Source organism: Paenibacillus wynnii, assembly GCF_030812855.1.
Taxonomy (GTDB): domain Bacteria; phylum Bacillota; class Bacilli; order Paenibacillales; family Paenibacillaceae; genus Paenibacillus_AQ; species Paenibacillus_AQ wynnii_A.
Map to the genome: position 1 here is coordinate 1 of NZ_JAUSTK010000051.1, position 19,281 is coordinate 19,281.

Consider the following 19,281-nt stretch of genomic DNA (forward strand, 5'->3'; position numbering starts at 1 on the left):
GTACTTTATACAGGATTTCGAGCGCAAAGGATGCCTAGGGAGCCGTATTGTTGTACTTAGTGCAGGATTTCAGGTGCAGACGTTGCTTCAGGAGCGGAATTGTTGTACTTTATACAGGATTTCGAGCGCAAAGGATGCCTAGGGAGCCGTATTGTTGTACTTAGTGCAGGATTTCAGGTGCAGACGTTGCTTCAGGAGCAAATTTTGATGTACTTAGTGCAGGTTGATAATTAATTTTGTATGTGGAATTATGCGAATTTTCGCATTATGAATTGATTATCTTTTATCTTTTATCTTCAGCCTCAGTTCGGTTTGAGGCTGTTCTTTTGAACTTATCTTTTAGGTTTGGTTTTGTGTTTTGGTGTTGGGTTTTGGTTTTAAGGTTTGGTTTTGAGGTTTGGTTTTGGTTTCCCCCGTTGACGGAGTGACGAAGAGGAGGTTTGGAACTGGAGAAGCGCCAGCGTTCGCCTTTATGGTTGGATTTCAACCGCGTGGCGGTTCAAATCAGGAAATCCAACCATAACAGCGATCGGAAGTCCAAACATCCCTCGCAGTCACGCCCAGTCAACGGTCCGCCGATTCCCCACCTACCAACCACCCGCCCTCCCCACCAACACCCATAAGATAATTCAACAATCGGCGTCACCCCGAACCCCTCCACAACATATGCTATCGCACAGTGGAGGTGAACACCCATGCCGTACAAAGGTTTTATTATGCATCATTCGCACTGTTCTTCCATTAATGGTAAGGGCTTCGACTTCTGGGTCGATCCGGATGGCCGAATCTATGCAGCGCCGCTGCTAACAGATCCCGACAACATTCATATCTGCCTGGAGGGAAATTTTACATATCACACAGGCACCGGGTCAGCTTCTTCCAGGAAAGAACAGCTATTTACAGCAGGAAAGCTGATCTTGGAGCTGGCTGGACGGTATCAAATTTCCCCATTAATCATTGAACCACACAATGATTCTTGTCCAGGAGCTTTTTTTCCTTGGAATGACCTTGTGATTTATCCCTCTGATGGTTATCATTAATCTGAGGTGACTAGTCGAAAATGGAAAGATTACAGAAAATTTTAGCGCAAGCTGGTGTAGCATCCAGACGTAAATGTGAAGAAATGATTTTGGCCGGCAAAGTTGAGGTCAATGGGGAGCTTGTAACTACACTCGGTACAAAAGTTGATCCTGATAAGGATACGATTACTGTTTCCGGAAGACCCATCAAAGGTGAGAAAAAAATCTATGTGATGTTCAATAAGCCAAAAGGCGTGATTACAAGCGCATCCGATAACAAAGGGCGCAAGGTCGTAACGGATTACTTGAAAGGCATTGACGAACGTGTGTACCCGGTAGGCCGTCTTGATTATGATACGGAAGGACTTCTAATACTCACGAATGACGGGGAGTTCGCCAATCTTCTTACCCATCCCAAGCATCACGTACCTAAGACGTACCATGCTACGGTAAAGGGAGTTCCGCATGGCAGCGCACTGGACAAGCTGAAGGCAGGTATTAACCTGGAGGACGGCATGACAGCACCTGCAGAGTTAGAGTATAAGGATATTGATGAAGTCAATAAGGAAGCGGTTATTAGTATCACGATCCATGAAGGACGTAATCGTCAAGTTCGACGTATGTTTGAAGCGATATCTCACCCCGTTCTTCGTTTGAAGCGAGTTTCATTCGGGGATATTTCTCTGCAAAATTTAAAACGCGGTTCCTATCGCCATCTGACCAAGGATGAGATTAATCATTTGCAGCAAATAGCTATGTCGGGATTGCTTAAATCAAAAACACCGCGTAAGGACACATAAAGTTCACAATATAACCCCCGAAAGTCATGACGATATTCGTTATAATGTTCATAGGATGTTCACACCTAACAACGAAGTTATGAGTTACGTCATAGAAGGGGGATTATGTGTGGGCAAAGCGAGAAAGCCTGTTCAAATCGTAATATTGCTACTGGTTGTCATTCTCGGCGGTTATGCAATCGGTACCTCTTTAGTAAGAGGAGACGGAAAGCCAAAAGAAGGCAGTAAAGCGCCTTCTTTTGAACTGCTGGGGCTTGACGGCCAGAATCATACGCTTGATGAATACAAAGGCAAGTCAGTTGTATTGAATTTTTGGGGATCTTGGTGTACGCCTTGTGTAAAGGAAATGCCCGCTCTGCAAGCTCAATGGCAAAAATGGCAGGATAAGGGCGTTGTTGTCCTTGGGATCAATGTAGGTGAGGATCAAATGACTGTGGAGAACTTTGTGAAACAGGTTGATATCGATTTCCCGATTGTTATGGACCCGGGCCGGAACGCTGTGCGCAGCTACGGTATTTCACCTATGCCGACCACGTTTTTTATCAATCCTAAAGGCAGAATCGATAGTATTCATATCGGGCAGCTGGATCTCACCACTCTGGATGATGTAATCGGGAAGCTGGTGAAGCCATGAGTCAGCGTACTCCTTTTATCACGAATACCAAATGCGAATGCGGCCATCAGAATCCTGTGGGGACTGTGCTGTGTGAAGCATGTGGCAAACCACTTGATGATAATGGGAACACCAACGAGAATCTTGAAATGCGATATGACGGAAGAGCCCGGCGTTCTCAACGTGTGAATCCAGGTCTAATTGATAGGGTCTGGAACTTTTTTTCTTCGGTCAAAATAGCGATCTACCTGATCGTGCTCACCCTGGTAGGCTCTATGCTGGGCACAATTTTTCCGCAGGAAAGTACTTTTCTTAACATTGATGCGTCAACCCATTACAAGGATGAATACGGAGTTGCAGGGGACATCTATTACAAGCTGGGCCTCTCACATACCTATGAATCATGGTGGTTCGTGACTCTCCTAGTAATGATCGGTGCTTCACTGGTTATTTGCAGTTTAGATCGTGTACTGCCCCTATACAAAGCTCTTAGCAAACAGAAAATTCGCAAACATCGTCAGTTTCTGACGCGGCAGAAGATTGTTCTGATTACCGAGGTTGAGGAAGATCCGAATCTATGGGTTCAAAGAGCGGTTCAGCCCTTAAAGAAGAAAGGGTACCGAGTCGTTACAGAAAATGGTGCACTGCTGGCCGAGAAACACCGTTTTAGTCGTTGGGGGCCTTATGTTATACATATCGGCCTTATTATATTTTTACTAGCTGTATTGGTCAGAGGATTGCCGGGTCTTAATATGGATCAGCATCTTGCTTTTCCTCAAGGCGATACCGTCCCAATTCCGGATACTTCGTATTACCTGAAGAATGAGAAATTTACTGTAGAATTTTATACGGAAGCAGAAATGCCCGAGGAATTCCGCGGCACCAAAGTTCTTCCTAAGCTATATGAAACCAAAGCGGTATTGTACGAATGTACGGCTGAATGTGGAGACCCTTCCAAGGAACCGAAGCTAAGGGAAGTTGCATCGCATGATATACAGGTGAATAGTCCTTTGAATTACAAAGGTCTGAAAGCGTATCAATTTGATTATGACCTTACACCGGTATTGCGTTCAGTACAGCCTAATTTGGTTAATTCAGTGACCGGAGAGGCTTTTGGCAAATTTAAATTAGTGATGAAAAATCCGCAGCGTGTGTATCAAGCAGGGCCTTATGAGCTAACGCTGAAAGAGAAATATATGGACTTTGGTATGAATGAAGAGGGGCAGCCTGTCTCTAAATCACCGTATCCCAATGCACCTGCTTTTCTTTTCCTGATTCATGGTCCGGGACTTCCAACCGAAGGACAGCAATACTTTTATTTTCCCAGACAGGTTGATCAGGTGAAGTTCCAGCAACAAGCTATTAATGACAAGCTAGGCGGCAGCGAACGCTTTCTGGAGTTTGAGGTAACCGCTATGAGTGACGTCGATTTCTCAGAATCTACGGCGTATCTTAACATTCGGGTAGATAAGGTTATGCCTTTTATCTGGATCGGGGCCGCTATTATTATGCTGGGACTTGTGCTCGGTTTTTATTGGCAGCATAGACGTATTTGGCTGATTGTGGAAAATGGCGAACTGACGCTGGGTGCTCACACCAATAAGAACTGGTTCGGATTCCGACGTGAGATCGTTTCTTTCTTAGGAAAGATGGACATGACAGTAGATGAAAAATCATTGGATAACGGGGGAGGTCTATCATGAGCTTGCTCGATTTCAGCAGTAACGTCTTTATAGCCGCATTTTTCTTATACAGCGGTGCGTTCATGTTATACACCATCGCTATTATGGGGCGCAAGTGGTCTGGCCGTAAACCGGAAGAACACACTGCCCGCTGGGGTAAGGTGGCTTTCCTCGCTTCTTCTTTGGGTCTGTTATGTCATATACTGTACTTCTTTACACGCTGGTCCGGATCGGGACATATTCCTGTCAGCAACATGTACGAATTCATGACCTTTTTGTCAATGATGGTAATGGTTGCTTTTACCGTGATATTCGCTATTTATCGTAAAATCATACTGGGTCTGTTTGCAGTTCCTATTTCAATCATTATTATGGCGTACGCAGCGGTGTTCCCGCAGGAGGTTCAACCTCTAATCCCGTCGCTGAAATCTATTTATCTGAATATTCATGTGACCCTGGCAGCTTTAGGTGAATCTTTCTTCGCCGTAGGTTTTGCTGCGGGACTCATGTACCTGTTGCGAACCGTTAACTTCGACAGTGTCGCTAAAAGCGACAAAAAACAGCAAAGACTAGTAGAGTTTACGCTGTTTTCAATCATTGTCATTATCGCTTTTCTGGGCTCCGTTTTTGCTTTCCGCGGGGCTGGATACGAGACTGTTTTCATAAGACAAAACGTTACGATTGACAGCCCGGGGCAGGAAGATAGTACAATAGAGAAAGTGAGTTATAAAATGCCGCCAATTGTGGCACCTTACCATAGCGAAATAGAGAGCTTTCAGTCGTTTCTTGGCCTAAAAGAACCTATTTTTGAAGCTCCCTCATGGATGAATGGTGTCAACGCTGGGCGCAAATTTAATACTGTGATCTGGTCATTAATATCGGGTTTAATTCTATACGGCTTTATTCGTATGATTGCACGCAAACCGCTGGGCAAGGCTCTACACCCCCTCATGGATGGAATAGACGCCGATGATCTCGATGAGATCACATACCGGGCAATTGCGATTGGTTTCCCTATTTTCACATTAGGGGCATTGATATTTGCAATGATATGGGCTCAGGTTGCCTGGGGAAGGTTTTGGGGATGGGACCCGAAGGAAGTCTGGGCACTCGTTACCTGGCTGTTTTACAGCGCTTATCTCCATCTACGGCTTGCCCGCGGATGGCAGGGACGCAAATCCGCTTGGCTTGCTGTACTTGGATTTTTGGTCGTAATGTTTACACTGGTTGGCGTTAATCTGGTCATTGCAGGACTTCATTCCTATGCCGGAACCGACTGAGTGTAGGGTATGGCTGCTTAAGCAGCATATGAATAGCGGTTATTGTTCTACTGTAATTGATGAAGGGATGTTGTGAAATGGCAGAACATTTGAATAGAATCCTGGTGGTGGATGACGAAGAGCGAATCCGCCGCCTGCTTAAAATGTACTTGGAAAAAGAAGGATACGAAATCGATGAAGCAGAAGATGGTGAAATTGCCCTCCGCAAAGCAACGGCTAATGATTACGGTCTTATTTTGCTGGATGTAATGCTTCCCGGCATCGATGGAATTGAAGTGCTTACAAGACTCAGAGGTGTTAAATCTACACCTGTCCTGATGCTTACTGCCAAAGGTGAAGAAATTAACCGGGTACAAGGATTTGAAATGGGTGCAGACGACTATGTGGTTAAACCCTTCAGTCCCCGCGAGGTAATATACCGGGTGAAAGCTATTATGCGCAGATCGTCAGCTACAGCTTTTCTATCCAAAGAGAGCAATTCCAGCAATAACATTGTATTCCCGCATCTTATTATCGAACATGACGCACACCGTGTGACGGCTGGAGGACAGGAAGTAAGTCTGACTCCTAAGGAATACGAGTTGTTGCATTATTTAGCAATCTCACCGGACAAAGTGTTCTCCCGAGAAGAACTGCTTAAGGACGTTTGGAATTATGAATTTTTCGGCGATTTACGGACGGTAGACACGCATGTAAAACGACTTCGTGAAAAACTTAATAAAGTATCACCGGAATCGGCAGCGATGATCACGACGGTATGGGGAGTAGGCTATAAACTTGAGGTCCCGAAATAAGTGAACTTCTGGAGAAGTCTTGTAGGTAAGCTGTGGCTTACGATCATTTGTCTGGTAGCGGTCGTGCTAATCACGCTAGGCTTATTCTTACTTCCCTACATCGACAGTAACTTTGCCAATTCCGGGGCAATCAAACGCTTATTTATGTATACATGCATGATCGGATTTTCTTTGACCACCTTTTTTGCTTTGTTCCTGTTTACCAAAATTACGCAGCCCTTGCAGCAGGTCATTGAGGCTGCCAATAATATTCGCCGCGGAGAATATGGGACAAGACTAAAGCTGGTAACCAGTGATGAGATTGGTCAGTTAGCCACTTCATTTAATCATATGGCTGAGGATTTGGACGAGAATATCCGTAGTTTAAATCATGAAAAGGGCCATCTCTCCAGCGTATTGCGAAGTATGAGCGATGCTGTTATTACCTTTGATATTGATGGGCACATTATACTTACCAATCCCCATGGACGTACCTTGCTCGAAGCATGGAGTGATTTGAAATGGGATCAGGAAAGTGACTCAGAGTTATTCCTTGAGAGAGAGGATCAGGGTGATGTACCGCTTCCACTCCAGCCGTTGTTCCAAAGTACGATCCTCAGAGGCGGGGACCAGCGTTCGAATGTGCATGTTCGTCAGGGAGTATGGTCGGTGCATATGGCCCCGCTTTACGCCGACAATGATATCCGAGGGGCAGTAGCTGTTCTGCGTGATGTAACTGAAGAGGTGCGTTTAGAGAAAATGCGTCGTGATTTTGTGGCGAATGTCTCCCACGAGATACGTACCCCTCTATCTATGATGCAAGGTTATAGCGAGGCACTTTTGGATGGAATGGCCTCCTCACCGGAGGAGAGCAGCGAACTTATACAGGTTATTCATGACGAATCGCTCCGAATGGGACGTCTGGTGAAGGATTTACTTGACCTCGCCCGAATGGAAGCCGGCCATACAGATATGATGAAGGCTCGTATTAATATGGATGAATTTCTAGAGAGAATATATCGTAAATTCGCAGTTCGTGCCAAGGAGCGGGAGATTCACTTGCAATACAGCAAAATGAGTCCGCAACTATTCCTGAAGGCAGCGGATGAAGATAAGCTGGAGCAAGTCTTAACCAATTTGCTGGACAATGCCTTTCGCCATACACCTACTGGTAAGAGTATCGTAATTACCGGGGGAGAAATGGAGTTAGAAGGAAGACGCTATATAGAAATAACAATTGCCGACGAAGGTTATGGTATTCCTCCTGAGGATCTACCTTTTATATTCGAAAGATTCTATAAAGCAGATAAAGCTCGTTTGCGCGGAGAATCAGGCGGTACGGGACTTGGGCTCGCGATTGTTAAAAATATTGTAGAGTCTCATCATGGTCATATTTCGGCATCAAGCAAGCTTGGTGAAGGCTCCAGCTTCACACTTCGACTTCCTGTCGAAAAACTGTAAGTATATCAAACAAAGCTTGACAGCGCCTCTGACAACAGAGGTGCTTTTTGTTGAAAGAGGTATAATAATCTTGTTCATCGTGGAACAAAGCTATAACTAGCACTTATGATTTATCCAGTATTGCTCAGGAGGTCATGATGTAATGGCAGACTATATATTGGCGTTGGATCAGGGGACAACGAGTTCGCGGGCTATTTTATTTGATCAAGAGGCGCGGATCATTTCCCAGGGACAGTATGAGATTAAGCAATCTTTTCCCCATCCTGGTTGGGTAGAGCATGATCCAGAACAAATATGGGAAACTCAGCTGTCTGCAGCGAGGGATGCTGTTGGCAAGAGTGGTATTCTCCCTGATCAAATTTCAGCAATTGGGATCACTAATCAACGTGAAACGGCGATGGTGTGGGACAAGTTCACAGGCAAGCCTATTTATCCGGCTATAGTATGGCAGGATCGCCGTACGGCGGGGATCTGTGAGGAGCTTAAGCAGAAAGGCTTCGAAGAGGAAATTTCCAGTAAAACAGGACTGGTCATAGATGCCTATTTCTCAGCAACCAAAATTGCCTGGATCTTGGATCATGTAGAGGGAGCACGGGAACGAGCCGCTAAGGGCGAGCTTCTTGCCGGGACGATCGACAGCTGGTTGATTTGGAAGCTCACCGGAGGTGAAGTTCACGCCACGGATGTTACGAATGCTTCACGTACAATGCTTTTTAACCTGCATTTTCGCGCTTGGGACGACTCTATGCTGAATGCATTAAATATTCCGCGCTCGATTTTACCTGAGATCAAGATGTCTGGGGGACAATTCGGTACAGCAAAAGAGCATTGGTTCGGAGCCGCCATCCCTATTAGTTCAGTTCTGGGCGATCAGCAGGCGGCTTTGTTCGGTCACACCTGTCTTGAAGCGGGCAGCGCTAAGAATACATATGGTACGGGCTGCTTTATCCTCATGAATACGGGCACAGAGGCCGTGGTATCACGCCATGGTCTGCTAACAACGGTCGCATGGGGAATTGGCGACGAGATGTATTATGCACTTGAAGGCAGTGTATTCGTAGCAGGAGCAGCCATACAGTGGCTTCAGGAAGGTCTTGGCCTGATTCAAGAACCTGCTAGTTCTGAGGATAAGGCAAGGGAGGTCGAGGATAGCGAAGGGGTTGTTGTCGTTCCCGCTTTTACAGGACTGGGAGCTCCATATTGGGATATGTATTCTAGAGGAGCTATTTTTGGATTAACCCGTGGAACGACAGCGGCACATTTGGTACGGGCAACCTTGGAATCCCTTGCTTTTCAATCACGCGATGTAATAGGGGCTATGGAGAAAGACGCAGGAATGCCGCTTACTGAACTGCGTGTGGACGGGGGAGCCGTTCGAAATGATTTATTGATGCAATTTCAAGCCGACATTTTAGGCAGCGATGTTACACGGACGGATTATTCCGAGACCACTGCGCTGGGTGCAGCACTTCTTGCCGGTTTAACCTCAGGCATCTGGACAAGAGAGCAGCTACTCACCTTCAACAAGTCAGAGCGGGTATTTACTCCACTTATGGAGTCGGAGGAACGTGAACGTCGTTACCTCGCCTGGCAGGATGCGGTCTCCCGGACCATGGGGTGGGAAAAGCACTAGATGGAGCTATTATGACAAGAGCAAGCCAACATGAACCTTGGCTTGCTCTTTTTTGTCCATATATCTATCTACTTAACTTCCTCTAGAGTTGTGAGCAGGACATTAAAGGCACTGATTACTCGCGGCAATCCTACACAAGGGGTTAAATGCAATAAAGTCCCTTTAAGTTGTTCAACGGTAATCCCGACACTAAGAGCCATGACATAATGAAGAGCCAGTTGGTCAAACTGACCCATAGTAACTAAGGAAGATATAATTGCAATTTCCTTCCAGTCATCCCCGATGGTGCTGTGTTTAAAAATATCCCCGTATACAGTGCCCATTATAAATTCAGCGAGTTCTGGAAAATTCTCTTGAATCGGAGCTAACATTTTAGCCCCGTAGTCTCCGGATAGAGTAGAAAAATGATCTAGACCAATATTAATGTTGTTGCTCATAAGGGCCTCCTGCTATAGATTTAATGACCGGTGTGCCGTTGGGGGGATTTCATTACGATCCGTAATCAATTCAATTACAGCAACAGCATTTAAATCGATAGCCGCACGGACAGCAGAGGCGAATTGTTCGGCAGTATCACACTTAAAACCAGTAGCCCCCAAGGATTCTGCAAATTTCACAACGTCCATAGGTACTTCGAATAATGTTCCATCTATTCGGCCTGTAGTTTTCTCCATTCCTTTAAGCGCCATATCCAGCTGCTTATTATTCACAACGATAAATATTACAGGAATACCTTTACATACGGCTGTATTAATTTCAGCACCCAGCATCATGAAGCAACCGTCACCAGTGAGGCATAAGATAGTTTCCGCAGGAGAAGCTAGCTTAGCCCCGATAGCCATACCGATAGCATTGCCCATGCAAGCAAAGTAGGCATCGATGATAAAGCTCCCAGGTTTTTTTACCTTATACCATTTAACTGCTGTGTAGGCATGACTGCCAACGTCAACAAAAATGGAGTTGTTATATGGGATTAAATCACTCAGTGTACTTAATACCGATGCAAGTGAGAGCTCGGGAAGAATAGGCATTTCATCTGAATAATTTACGTATTCGACACTGCGCTCTGAAATATTGTCTGTATTAAGATTATTCCGAAATAAGATCAAATTTTGGCGAAGATCTCCGCTCACTTGAATGGTCTTGGAGGTCAGTATTTTTCCTACAAAAGTAGGATCATTGTCAAACTGAATAAGTGTTTTCGGATGATTGTCCCTCTCTAAATTGCAGATGGTCATATCGCTTAAACGTGATCCCAAAACGATATACAAATCACTTTGGTTCAAGAGTTGATCACCATGGGAACAGCCCCCTACACCAACCGGGCCGTGATACAATGGATGATCCCACGGAACAGCACCTTTTCCTCCTGGTGAGGTCACAATAGGAATATTAAACGTTTCTGCCAATTGAATCAGCTCATTATGGGCTGCAGACCGATTTACTCCTTTACCGGCAATGATTAAGGGATTCTGGGAGCTATTGATGGCTGCAACAACACGATCATGATAATTATAGCTTACAAGGGATTCCGGTTGAGGTATGACGATATTACATTCTTCAAGCAGTTCCGTCTGAACATCAAATGGAATGCAAAGATGTACAGGACCGCGTTTACCGCTCAGTGCAAGGGAAGTCGCATGGTTGAAAAGGGTGCTGAAATGGTCACCGCGTTCGATGAGCTTACTAAATAAGGTGGCGGGTCTAAACATCTCTGCCAGATCGGCAAGATATGAGGATGAATCCTGACACTGCGGTATTCCCAGTTCTTTAATGGACTGGTGACCGGTGATGAATAGAACGGGTAGGTTATTCGCTTTTGCATGAGCTGCTGCTGAAAGAAGATTAGTTCCTCCAGGGCCGGAAGTACCAATAGCTACTCCGAGAGTCCCCGTTTTTAGAGCGTAGCCGGAGGCTTCGAACCCGGAGCTTGATTCATGTCTCCCCGGAATGAATTCAATACCGTGATCCACCATTTTGAGGACGAGAGGACAAATTGATTTACCTATGATACCAAAGGCATGAGTTACTTCAAGGTTACGTAGTGCTAACGCCATATGTTCAGCTACAGTTTTCAAAATTTACACCTCTTATTAAGTTGATAGGATCATTTCACGGATAATTACAATTACAAAACAGGGTATTTTTTCCTATAACATATATCCCGCTTTTCCCTTTGTCAATAAACTTATACAAGAAGTATTGAGAATTGACAAAAGTTGCGAGAGGTTAGGAATAGGAATGAAAAAGGCTACCCAAAGTAATATTACCTTGGATAGCCTTAACATGATTACTGTATATACTTGAGATATTTAGCTTATAGACTAGAATTTGAAGACATGGATTGTTTTTTGAAGCTGGAAGACGGCCTTAGTCATGATCTCTGTTTCATCCGCTACCGTTTGGAGGGCATGGATTTGTTCGTTCATCGCTGCGGAAACTTCCTCAGTCCCAGCAGCGGTTTCCTGAGTGATGGCAGAGATATTCTGGATGGCGCCTGAGATTTTTAGTGCACTCTCCAGCATTATGTCGCTCTCGGCAGAGAATGATGAGATTTGTTCGGTTATATACTGAACACTTTGCACGATTTCTGCAAAGATCTGTGCGGTTTCAACGATCATTTCATTTTGCACCTGCACGACTTCTTCATTAATAGCAATATTCTCGATAGCCTGCTTGATATCGCTCTCAATGCTCCTTACCAGGCCAAAGACCTCTTTAGTCGAAGCGGTTGATTCTTCGGCTAGCTTCCGGACTTCCTGGGCAACAACAGCAAAGCCTCGACCATGCTCTCCAGCCCGAGCGGCTTCTATGGATGCATTTAAAGAGAGCAGGTTGGTTTGTTCAGCAATTTCCGTAATTGTTTTTGTAATCATCGTAATCCCTCTGGCATTATGAGAGAGGGCATCTATCGTCTCAGCTACTTTTTGAGTAGCCTCAATATTTTTTCGCATGCCGGAAGCTTGAGTATCTACGGACTGTCTACCTTTTTCAACAAGCTCTAGCGTATGTATAGAACGTTTATTCATTTCTTTGGTTGAACTGGTGTAATTGGAAACCTTGGTTTCTATGTCTTTTATGGATTCCGTCATATCGGCAATATCAACGGATATTTCATTAGCTCCCAGAGCAAGTTCATTGGAAGAGGAAGCGACTTGGGCCATTACAACTTTTAAGTTTTGATTCTTATCCTCAATCCCGCGGCTTGCATCCATAACCTGGCGGGTAATTTGTGAGGCTTCGGTCAAGATCTTCTTCAGTTTATCAATCATACTGTTAAACGATCGGCTGATATCCCCCATTGACCCTGACTCATCTGCTCTGCCTGTAAAGTCTCCTTTTGCTATAGAGTGGGTAACGTTGGAGATTTCTTCAAAAGAAGATGTAAGCGTTCTCTCGATAAAGCGTGCAAGAGGGTATGTAAGGCCAACTAGCAGGGCTACTAAGATAATACCTAAAAATACTTTACCCATTATCAGAAAAGCAATTAAAACAGGAATAGCGAACAACGCGGCAATCAAGTAGCATCCGGCAACAATTTTTTCTTTTAAAGCAAGTTTATTCATCCATGCCATGACAAATAAGTCCCCCTTATTTTGATGTATCTTGTAATATTATAGGTGATTTGACCAGGCTAGGTCTATTGTAGGAACTGACATAATTAATCTTAAGTTCAACTTATATAGATACTTATTTTCTAAAAAATACTACATATAATCTAAAAAATGACTCCTATATTTATGTACACGCTGAAACTCTTTACAGCGCTTGCTGACCGTTCCAATGGACAAGGCAAAATTGAACAGCAAATCATAGATACCTATATGAAGGAGCATTCAAATGTAACAGTTGAAGTGGAAGCACTGCAGGATGAACCCTATAAATCCAAAGTTAAAATATATGCTTCGTCCAACGCTCTTCCGGACATTATTCAATCCTGGGGACAAACTTCTTTTATCAAACCCCTTATCGATGAAGGGATGCTGGCAGAGTTAAATGAAGCGGACTTCACCTCTTATAGTTTCGTGTCCGGTTCATTAGACGGTTTTAAGCAGGCAGGTAAATTATACGGATTACCTAGGAACACTGATTTCTTTGTTATGTATTACAATCAAAAAATATTGGCTGACAACGGCATTAAGATTCCTAAAACAACGCAAGATTGGTTTGCAGCCACTAAGAAGCTAAGAGCAAAAGGTATTAACCCTATTACAACGAATGCTGTGGAAGGATGGTCACTCCCGATCTGGTTCGAATACATAGCTCAGCGTCATACAGGTGATTTCACAAAAATGGATGATGTTCTTGCCGGCAAAGCAACCTTCACGGGTGATGAACAATTTCTTGCAGCGGCGAATGAGTTACAACAATTTCAGAAAGACAATGCCCTTGCCGAAGGCTTCTTGACAGCGGATTACGGAGCATCACGTAACCTTTTCGGACAAGGCAAAGCAGCATTTTTTCTGATGGGCAGCTGGGAATCTGGTCTTGCAACGGATGAGAATTTCTCCGAGGAGTTTCGAAATCATGTTGCAGCTGCACCGTATCCTGCTTCTGAAGTGGGCAAACTGACTGACATAGCGGCTTGGTTCGGTGGTGGTTACTCTGTCTCCGCTCATTCTAAAAACAAAGCAGAGGCTATACAATTCTTGAAATATTTTTACGCCCCGGAGAATTGGGCGAAGCAGATTTGGCAAAGCGGGGCAGGAATCCCGGCTCAGAAGTTCGATCAATACCTGACGGGGACGGAGAATAACCTGCAAAAAGGGCTGGTCAATATTTTTAGCTCCATTTCGACTTCCAGCGGGACGCCCCTTCAGGATCAAGGAACTAATGAGTTCAAGAATCAAGTCATGGAGGCTCATCAATCCCTTATGGATGGAAGATGCACTCCGGTAGAGTTCTTAAAGAAACTTGATGCAGCAGTTAAAATAAATCAGTGAAAGGGGACCAAAGGATAACAAAATACGGCATGCATATTCCAGAGTGTTGAACTCTGCTTCTACCTCCAACCATACCGAATCGGGTGATTCATCTATTGCCGTCAAAGTCACGTAACGTTCTTGTTTCAGCTCTTGCAGGGAGGTAGCTTTTATAGAAATCTTAGCTCGGTAACGGGGCAGGGCTGACTTGAAGGAAGCTTTAGAAGATTCCCAGTATGAGGCAAGCTCAAAATCCTCAGGACGTATGAAGGACTCCTCAATAATCTCAGCACTAAGGATTCTTGAAACACGATAGGTTCTTAGGATTTCGAAACGAGGAAGGATATGACTAGCGGTTCGATGAATGAATGAACCGGAAAGTGTGTTTAGACAAGAATAACCGGGGAATCCAGCGTTTCCTGCTTCGAGGTTTGCCAAAAGTGACCTTTGAAGTTGGGTGGCTTACGCTTGCCCAGACCTGCTGAAACAGGCCGCTAGGGATCGAAAAATTAAAGCTAGCCAGTCTCCAATAACCCGGAGACTGGCTAGTTTCATGATCAGCCTTCACGACAGCTCCCAACCAATTGGGATATGTAAACCAAATGGACATTCGATAGTGATAAAGTGGAGAGAAAGCAATAACTTTCTCCGATTTCTTACGGAATCTGGAATGGGTGGGACAGTGCCCTTTTATCAATCAAATTTGGAGTCTTGCTCCTCTATACATATATTATGCTCAATACTAGAAACTCAATATAGTCTTTTCTCTAATCCCTCACTCATGTAATAAGGATATCATAAAGATAACTTTTGCTTACGTAAGCAAAAGTACATAATTGATGTAAAAAAAACTATATACACAACTGTTAAAAACAAACTATTACTTAAAGTATAGTAATCAGATATTTTATTAAAAGTAACCATACCACCATAAGAGGTTTGCTCAAATAGAAATGGAAGCATGGACTTTTGAATAAATAACGGAAACCACTGACCAACAACAAAAATATCAAGTAATGAAGATTCGAAAATTGGATATAAGAATCCAACTATAACGCCTATTAACATATTTTTAAATACTACAGAAATACATGCTGCAAAGACAGCCCATAAAAGAAGACTTAAGAAAGTCCCAATTATCTGAAGTAGTGATGTGTAAAAGGGTACGGTTACCTTGGATTCGGTAATTAGATCCATAGGTAAATGGAATACTGCCGGTGTAATTATACTGAGTATATATCCACAAATAATACTGACACCCAGAAAAATAAATATAAACAAAGATAAACTTATTAATTTCGCAGCGGTTACATTAATTTTACTCATCCCACTTAACCATAGTTGTCTCATTGTATTATGACGATATTCAATACCAAATAACGTCGCACCAAGAATCGATATAAACATTGGGCCTAGCGTGTTTACGATAGCTAAAGTATAGGTTATTACCATTGATGGATTAATTATATTGAGTTGAGCTGGAAGCGGTTCGGTAATTTTTGTTTGTTCTATATAGTTATGAAGGAGTTGTGTTGTATTAAAGTCGCTATTTTCCAAAAATAATTTATAAGAATTGTTAAATTGATATCCCACAATAAAATAACAATAAATTATAAAAATCATAAAAAAGAGAATTATCAATTTAACTGATGGATGTTTGAGTAGCTTATTTATTTCCCGACTACAAACGCCTCCCATTCTCTATCCCTCCTTCTCAAGCAAATTATTATACATTATCTCCCATTCCTGGTTAGGTTCAACGGGATACATTTCTTTAATAACGATATTGTTCTCGTGTAAAGATCGTTGGAAATCTGACGCAACAAAAGAAGAAGAAACCGACAAAAACCATGTGTAATTGTCAACGGGAGTACACTTTTCAACTCCGCTTAATAGTTCGATTTGATCTTTTTTATAGGGTTCCCAAGTTTTTAGCTTGATAATTGTAATTGAATTGGTTTTCAAATTCATTTCTTTTATAATTTTACCATTAGATATCATTCCCACCTTATTACAACACTCTTCTACTATACTCCACTCGTGAGTGGCAATTAGAAATGAACATCCCTGATTAGCCATATCATTGATCAAGGTAACTAAATTTTTCCTAGAGGTTACGTCCAATCCATTGGTGGGTTCATCCAGAAGATATAGACTAGCTTTTTGTGAAAGTGCTATAGATATTCCAAGACATTGTTTTTGGCCATATGATAATTCCTTTACTTTTTTATTTAGTACAACTGAGGGATTTAGCTTCTTTAAAAAGTTTAAAGCAGCCGAAGGTTGCAGACTCAACAATCGAAGATTGTCTTTTGCATTTAAGTGAGTATAGAGGGAAGGAGTTTGATAGGAAACAGAAATGGATTGTTTATTGTAAAGAGACTCTTTCTCATAAATCGTTCCTTCTATTGTACCCTCATCAGATTGTAACAACTCACTTATGATGGCTAATAATGTTGTTTTCCCAGATCCATTTTGACCCATTAAAGCATATACATCATGTACTTCCAAAGAAAGATTGATTTTATCTAAAACTATACTATTTCTATATTTTTTAGAAATTTGTCGTAGTGTTAGTATTGCTTCATTCAAAAAAGCTCACACCCTTACTTTAAAGTGAATAATTAGTAATATTAATTGAAGGAATCCAAATTGTTTTCAAAACATTTTTCTTTCCTATTGATTAATAGCGGGCATAATTGAATCGTTATTGGATTCAAAACAATTCATTTTATCATGCCCGCACGGTTACTCTAATTTATTCGAACCATTTATTGCGCTGTAGCCGTTCCAGTTGATGTGACATTTAAAAGGATTCTACTAGTAAAAGTACTTCCTCCGACACTTCCCCATGGAGTAGGAATGGAGCTTGAAAATTTTATACTTTGATTGGATTGGGCAGTTTTTGTACCTTTAGTGTTCCAGTCATTTTTTTCATCTGAAAATGAATAAAGCACTGCTGTCCAATTATCTTGCCACAGGCTTCCCCAATTAGTAATGGATCCATTGCTCCATGTCCACTGATAGAATCCACCCCTATATTTTACTCGTAGTAGAAATATATGTAAGTTTATTTTAATGATATATTTGTAAATATAATGTAATATTTGGCACATTTATATAAATAAATAAATTATGTTTTATTTGGGCAATTTTTGTTCAAAATCTAATGATTCACTGCTCGTGCTGGTTCAGAAAATACTCCCGTGGGAAGTCCCGCTCCATTAACCATACAGCCTTGACCCATCTTTGAAATTCTAACCGGCTTCTGCAAGCACCACATTTTCAGCCATTTTTAAATGTCATTACCGCCGCCTTGGTAATAATCCTCGCCAAATACTGGAGGATAGGTCAGGTCCCCTGGACGACCAAGAAAGAAAGAAAGAATAGATCGCAGATTTCGATGAGTTTAACGTTTTAAAGACAAAGTAGACTGAGCAGCGGATAACTGCAGTGGTCTTCTTTTCTTTACTGGAGGGAATCCGGATCATTATCATAAGAAATACTCCGTTTCTCTCCGGCTTTTTGGCCGAGTTCAGCCTTCACGGCAGCTCCAACCCTGGCGTCTACTAAGTGACAAGACATTTCCCTTGTATTTGGTGCAACATAAGAGTCAACTCTATGTAAAGGGGCTACATTGAACCTCTAAATAGAAGGGGCTTAGCGCCCCTCTACTCCTTCTTCGCACCTATGATTAGAGAGTTGGCGACAAACATATTCTAATACCTGCATTAGAAGTTGGGTAATGTCAACGAAATATAACATGACGATAACTTTTAATATATTTCCGACTTTAACTGACACTAGGTTCCAACAACATTATTTATATAACTCTATACAAATCCCATATTAAAAAGAAAAGAGGGAATTACTATCGAATTGGCGAAAGCCGGTGCCTTTGTCTACGTAACAGGCAGGACTACATCGGCTTCATCATCTAATCCTTGGACCGGGGATATAGATAGTACGATCCGTGAGATCGGACAAGAGGGTGGAAAGGGTTCCGCGATATGCTGTGATCATACGATTGACGCTGATACGGAGAGCGTTATTCAGCGAATTGCCGAGGAGTAGGGGAAGCTGGATATACTGGTTAATAACGTCTGGGGCGGAAATGAGCTGGAGATTGTCATTAAACCCTTGTGGGAGCTGCCTCCGGCGCACTGGGATAACATGTTCACCTCAGGAGTCCGGGCGCAATTAATGACCAATTATTATGCCATTCCACTTATGCGGAACAATCAGAATGGCGGTATCATTATTCATACGACCTTTTGGGATCATTATAAATATGTTGGCAATTTTTATTATGACCTGTCCAAGAATGCCTTAGTGCGTATGGCGTACGGTTTGTCAATCGAACTCAAAGAAGATGGAATAGCTGTAATCCCTTTTTATCTCCAGGGTGGATGCGCACAGAGCTCGTATTGAAAAGTATGAATACGGATGAGGCACGTTGGCATGAAGTAGACTCGCTGAAAATCAGCGAGTCAACACGATATGTTGGGCGGGCGGCATGTGCTTTGGCATCTGATCCGGCAGTTATGATGAGAACGGGAATCCCGCAGCGGGTGGGACAATTGGCAGAGGAGTATAAGTTTACGGATATCGACGGGCGAAGGGTTCCTGTTTTCACCATACCGGAATAAGTATGACGCACATCAAAAAGTGGGGCAGTCCCATAAGTAGAATTTTCTACGAATGGGACTGTTCTTTTGTTTTTAAAAACCGTAAAACGAAAGCAGAGCATCAATTCTCCTGTTGCTGGAGAATTGATGCTCTGTGTTTTTGGTCATTGGCTGCTTACTTCAACAGATTATGGGCAAGCGCATGCCACCCGACCTCAAGTGTCACTTTCTCCATGCCGCGAAGAATAAACCGCCGGAAGCCCGGTTTCTTTTTGTGATTTTTGGAAGAATTATAGAAACTTTTTCCGCTTAAACAGCGGAGAGAACGGAACGATTGTGGAAAAGCGATAGCGGTCGCCCGAAAGTTTTCCGAAGGAAAACTAGCTTCGAAAGCAGCGTGCCCAGCTAAGCACGCAACCTCTAGCCGGTGAAAGTCCGGTCGCGGGAGGGGCCAAGCCCCCGCGTAGCTA

Annotated in this window: 18 protein-coding genes and 1 pseudogene; 12 read left to right on the plus strand and 7 right to left on the minus strand. The window is 43.1% G+C overall.

Going from position 1 to position 19,281, the window contains the following annotated elements:
• Positions 1-695 precede the first annotated feature (695 nt).
• From J2T20_RS25240 to glpK, 8 genes are all read left to right on the plus strand, one after another.
• Positions 696-1,040, plus strand: coding sequence for a peptidoglycan recognition protein family protein (locus J2T20_RS25240; RefSeq protein ID WP_307592700.1), 345 nt, complete (start codon positions 696-698; stop codon positions 1,038-1,040).
• 20 nt (positions 1,041-1,060) lie between these two features.
• Positions 1,061-1,819, plus strand: a complete 759-nt coding sequence (locus tag J2T20_RS25245) for a pseudouridine synthase (protein WP_307592702.1) — start codon at positions 1,061-1,063, stop codon at positions 1,817-1,819.
• Between the two features lie 109 nt (positions 1,820-1,928).
• Positions 1,929-2,453, plus strand: a complete 525-nt coding sequence (locus J2T20_RS25250) for a redoxin domain-containing protein (RefSeq protein ID WP_307592704.1) — start codon at positions 1,929-1,931, stop codon at positions 2,451-2,453.
• The gene (gene resB, locus J2T20_RS25255) at positions 2,450-4,135 is read left to right on the plus strand and encodes a cytochrome c biogenesis protein ResB (RefSeq protein WP_307592706.1); all 1,686 of its coding nucleotides are present in this window, start codon (positions 2,450-2,452) and stop codon (positions 4,133-4,135) included. Before J2T20_RS25250 ends, resB begins: the two co-directional genes overlap by 4 nt.
• Entirely contained in the window at positions 4,132-5,394 is a 1,263-nt protein-coding gene (gene ccsA, locus J2T20_RS25260; protein WP_307592708.1) for a cytochrome c biogenesis protein CcsA, read from the plus strand. Before resB ends, ccsA begins: the two co-directional genes overlap by 4 nt.
• A gap of 77 nt (positions 5,395-5,471) precedes the next feature.
• Positions 5,472-6,188 carry a response regulator transcription factor gene (locus J2T20_RS25265; protein WP_020427515.1) on the plus strand — a complete coding sequence of 239 codons (717 nt, stop codon included), beginning with the start codon at positions 5,472-5,474 and terminating at the stop codon, positions 6,186-6,188.
• Positions 6,189-7,628 (plus strand): ATP-binding protein, encoded by a 1,440-nt coding sequence (locus tag J2T20_RS25270; protein ID WP_307592713.1) that lies wholly within the window; start codon positions 6,189-6,191, stop codon positions 7,626-7,628.
• 142 nt (positions 7,629-7,770) lie between these two features.
• Positions 7,771-9,261: a glycerol kinase GlpK gene (gene glpK / locus J2T20_RS25275; RefSeq protein WP_307592714.1), complete on the plus strand. Its 1,491-nt coding sequence runs from the start codon at positions 7,771-7,773 to the stop codon at positions 9,259-9,261.
• A 68-nt stretch (positions 9,262-9,329) separates the two neighbouring features.
• On the opposite strand, the gene J2T20_RS25280 is transcribed toward glpK, so the two are convergent.
• The 3 genes from J2T20_RS25280 to J2T20_RS25290 all read right to left on the minus strand — a co-directional run bounded on the left by J2T20_RS25280 (position 9,330) and on the right by J2T20_RS25290 (position 12,836).
• The gene (locus J2T20_RS25280; protein ID WP_307592716.1) at positions 9,330-9,698 is read right to left on the minus strand and encodes a carboxymuconolactone decarboxylase family protein; all 369 of its coding nucleotides are present in this window, start codon (positions 9,696-9,698) and stop codon (positions 9,330-9,332) included.
• 12 nt (positions 9,699-9,710) lie between these two features.
• Positions 9,711-11,339 (minus strand): thiamine pyrophosphate-binding protein, encoded by a 1,629-nt coding sequence (locus J2T20_RS25285; RefSeq protein ID WP_307592718.1) that lies wholly within the window; start codon positions 11,337-11,339, stop codon positions 9,711-9,713.
• Positions 11,340-11,585: 246 nt separating this feature from the next.
• The gene (locus tag J2T20_RS25290; protein WP_307592720.1) at positions 11,586-12,836 is read right to left on the minus strand and encodes a methyl-accepting chemotaxis protein; all 1,251 of its coding nucleotides are present in this window, start codon (positions 12,834-12,836) and stop codon (positions 11,586-11,588) included.
• 165 nt (positions 12,837-13,001) lie between these two features.
• Here J2T20_RS25290 and J2T20_RS25295 point away from each other — a divergent pair, with 165 nt between their 5' ends.
• Positions 13,002-14,204, plus strand: a complete 1,203-nt coding sequence (locus J2T20_RS25295; protein WP_307592722.1) for an ABC transporter substrate-binding protein — start codon at positions 13,002-13,004, stop codon at positions 14,202-14,204.
• On the opposite strand, the gene J2T20_RS25300 is transcribed toward J2T20_RS25295, so the two are convergent.
• From J2T20_RS25300 to J2T20_RS25310, 3 genes are all read right to left on the minus strand, one after another.
• On the minus strand, positions 14,166-14,621 hold the full coding sequence (locus tag J2T20_RS25300; RefSeq protein WP_307592724.1) for a WYL domain-containing protein: 456 nt from the start codon (positions 14,619-14,621) through the stop codon (positions 14,166-14,168). The two genes, J2T20_RS25295 and J2T20_RS25300, sit on opposite strands and share 39 nt — an antisense overlap.
• A 357-nt stretch (positions 14,622-14,978) precedes the next feature.
• Positions 14,979-15,881: an ABC transporter permease subunit gene (locus tag J2T20_RS25305; protein ID WP_307592725.1), complete on the minus strand. Its 903-nt coding sequence runs from the start codon at positions 15,879-15,881 to the stop codon at positions 14,979-14,981.
• Between the two features lie 3 nt (positions 15,882-15,884).
• The gene (locus tag J2T20_RS25310; RefSeq protein WP_307592726.1) at positions 15,885-16,775 is read right to left on the minus strand and encodes an ATP-binding cassette domain-containing protein; all 891 of its coding nucleotides are present in this window, start codon (positions 16,773-16,775) and stop codon (positions 15,885-15,887) included.
• A gap of 1,287 nt (positions 16,776-18,062) precedes the next feature.
• Between J2T20_RS25310 and J2T20_RS25315 the strand changes: the two genes are divergently transcribed.
• From J2T20_RS25315 to J2T20_RS25325, 3 genes are read left to right on the plus strand one after another with little or no spacing between them, the layout of a single operon-like run.
• Positions 18,063-18,257, plus strand: coding sequence for a hypothetical protein (locus J2T20_RS25315; RefSeq protein ID WP_307592727.1), 195 nt, complete (start codon positions 18,063-18,065; stop codon positions 18,255-18,257).
• Between the two features lie 57 nt (positions 18,258-18,314).
• Positions 18,315-18,614 (plus strand): SDR family NAD(P)-dependent oxidoreductase, encoded by a 300-nt coding sequence (locus J2T20_RS25320; RefSeq protein ID WP_307592730.1) that lies wholly within the window; start codon positions 18,315-18,317, stop codon positions 18,612-18,614.
• Positions 18,593-18,832 (plus strand): hypothetical protein, encoded by a 240-nt coding sequence (locus tag J2T20_RS25325; protein WP_307592729.1) that lies wholly within the window; start codon positions 18,593-18,595, stop codon positions 18,830-18,832. The genes J2T20_RS25320 and J2T20_RS25325 overlap by 22 nt, the downstream gene beginning before the upstream one ends.
• Before the next feature lie 154 nt (positions 18,833-18,986).
• Here the strand turns inward: J2T20_RS25325 and J2T20_RS25330 are convergent.
• Positions 18,987-19,281: pseudogene (locus tag J2T20_RS25330) on the minus strand (hypothetical protein); the annotation flags it as partial.

Coding starts and splice junctions, on each gene's coding strand:
- J2T20_RS25245 (WP_307592702.1), top strand. CDS start 1,061: ATGGAAAGATTACAGAAAATTTTAGCGCAAGCTGGTGTAGCATCCAGA.
- J2T20_RS25240 (WP_307592700.1), top strand. CDS start 696: ATGCCGTACAAAGGTTTTATTATGCATCATTCGCACTGTTCTTCCATT.
- J2T20_RS25265 (WP_020427515.1), top strand. CDS start 5,472: ATGGCAGAACATTTGAATAGAATCCTGGTGGTGGATGACGAAGAGCGA.
- J2T20_RS25280 (WP_307592716.1), bottom strand. CDS start 9,698: ATGAGCAACAACATTAATATTGGTCTAGATCATTTTTCTACTCTATCC.
- resB (WP_307592706.1), top strand. CDS start 2,450: ATGAGTCAGCGTACTCCTTTTATCACGAATACCAAATGCGAATGCGGC.
- ccsA (WP_307592708.1), top strand. CDS start 4,132: ATGAGCTTGCTCGATTTCAGCAGTAACGTCTTTATAGCCGCATTTTTC.
- J2T20_RS25290 (WP_307592720.1), bottom strand. CDS start 12,836: ATGGCATGGATGAATAAACTTGCTTTAAAAGAAAAAATTGTTGCCGGA.
- glpK (WP_307592714.1), top strand. CDS start 7,771: ATGGCAGACTATATATTGGCGTTGGATCAGGGGACAACGAGTTCGCGG.
- J2T20_RS25305 (WP_307592725.1), bottom strand. CDS start 15,881: ATGGGAGGCGTTTGTAGTCGGGAAATAAATAAGCTACTCAAACATCCA.
- J2T20_RS25295 (WP_307592722.1), top strand. CDS start 13,002: ATGTACACGCTGAAACTCTTTACAGCGCTTGCTGACCGTTCCAATGGA.
- J2T20_RS25325 (WP_307592729.1), top strand. CDS start 18,593: ATGCGCACAGAGCTCGTATTGAAAAGTATGAATACGGATGAGGCACGT.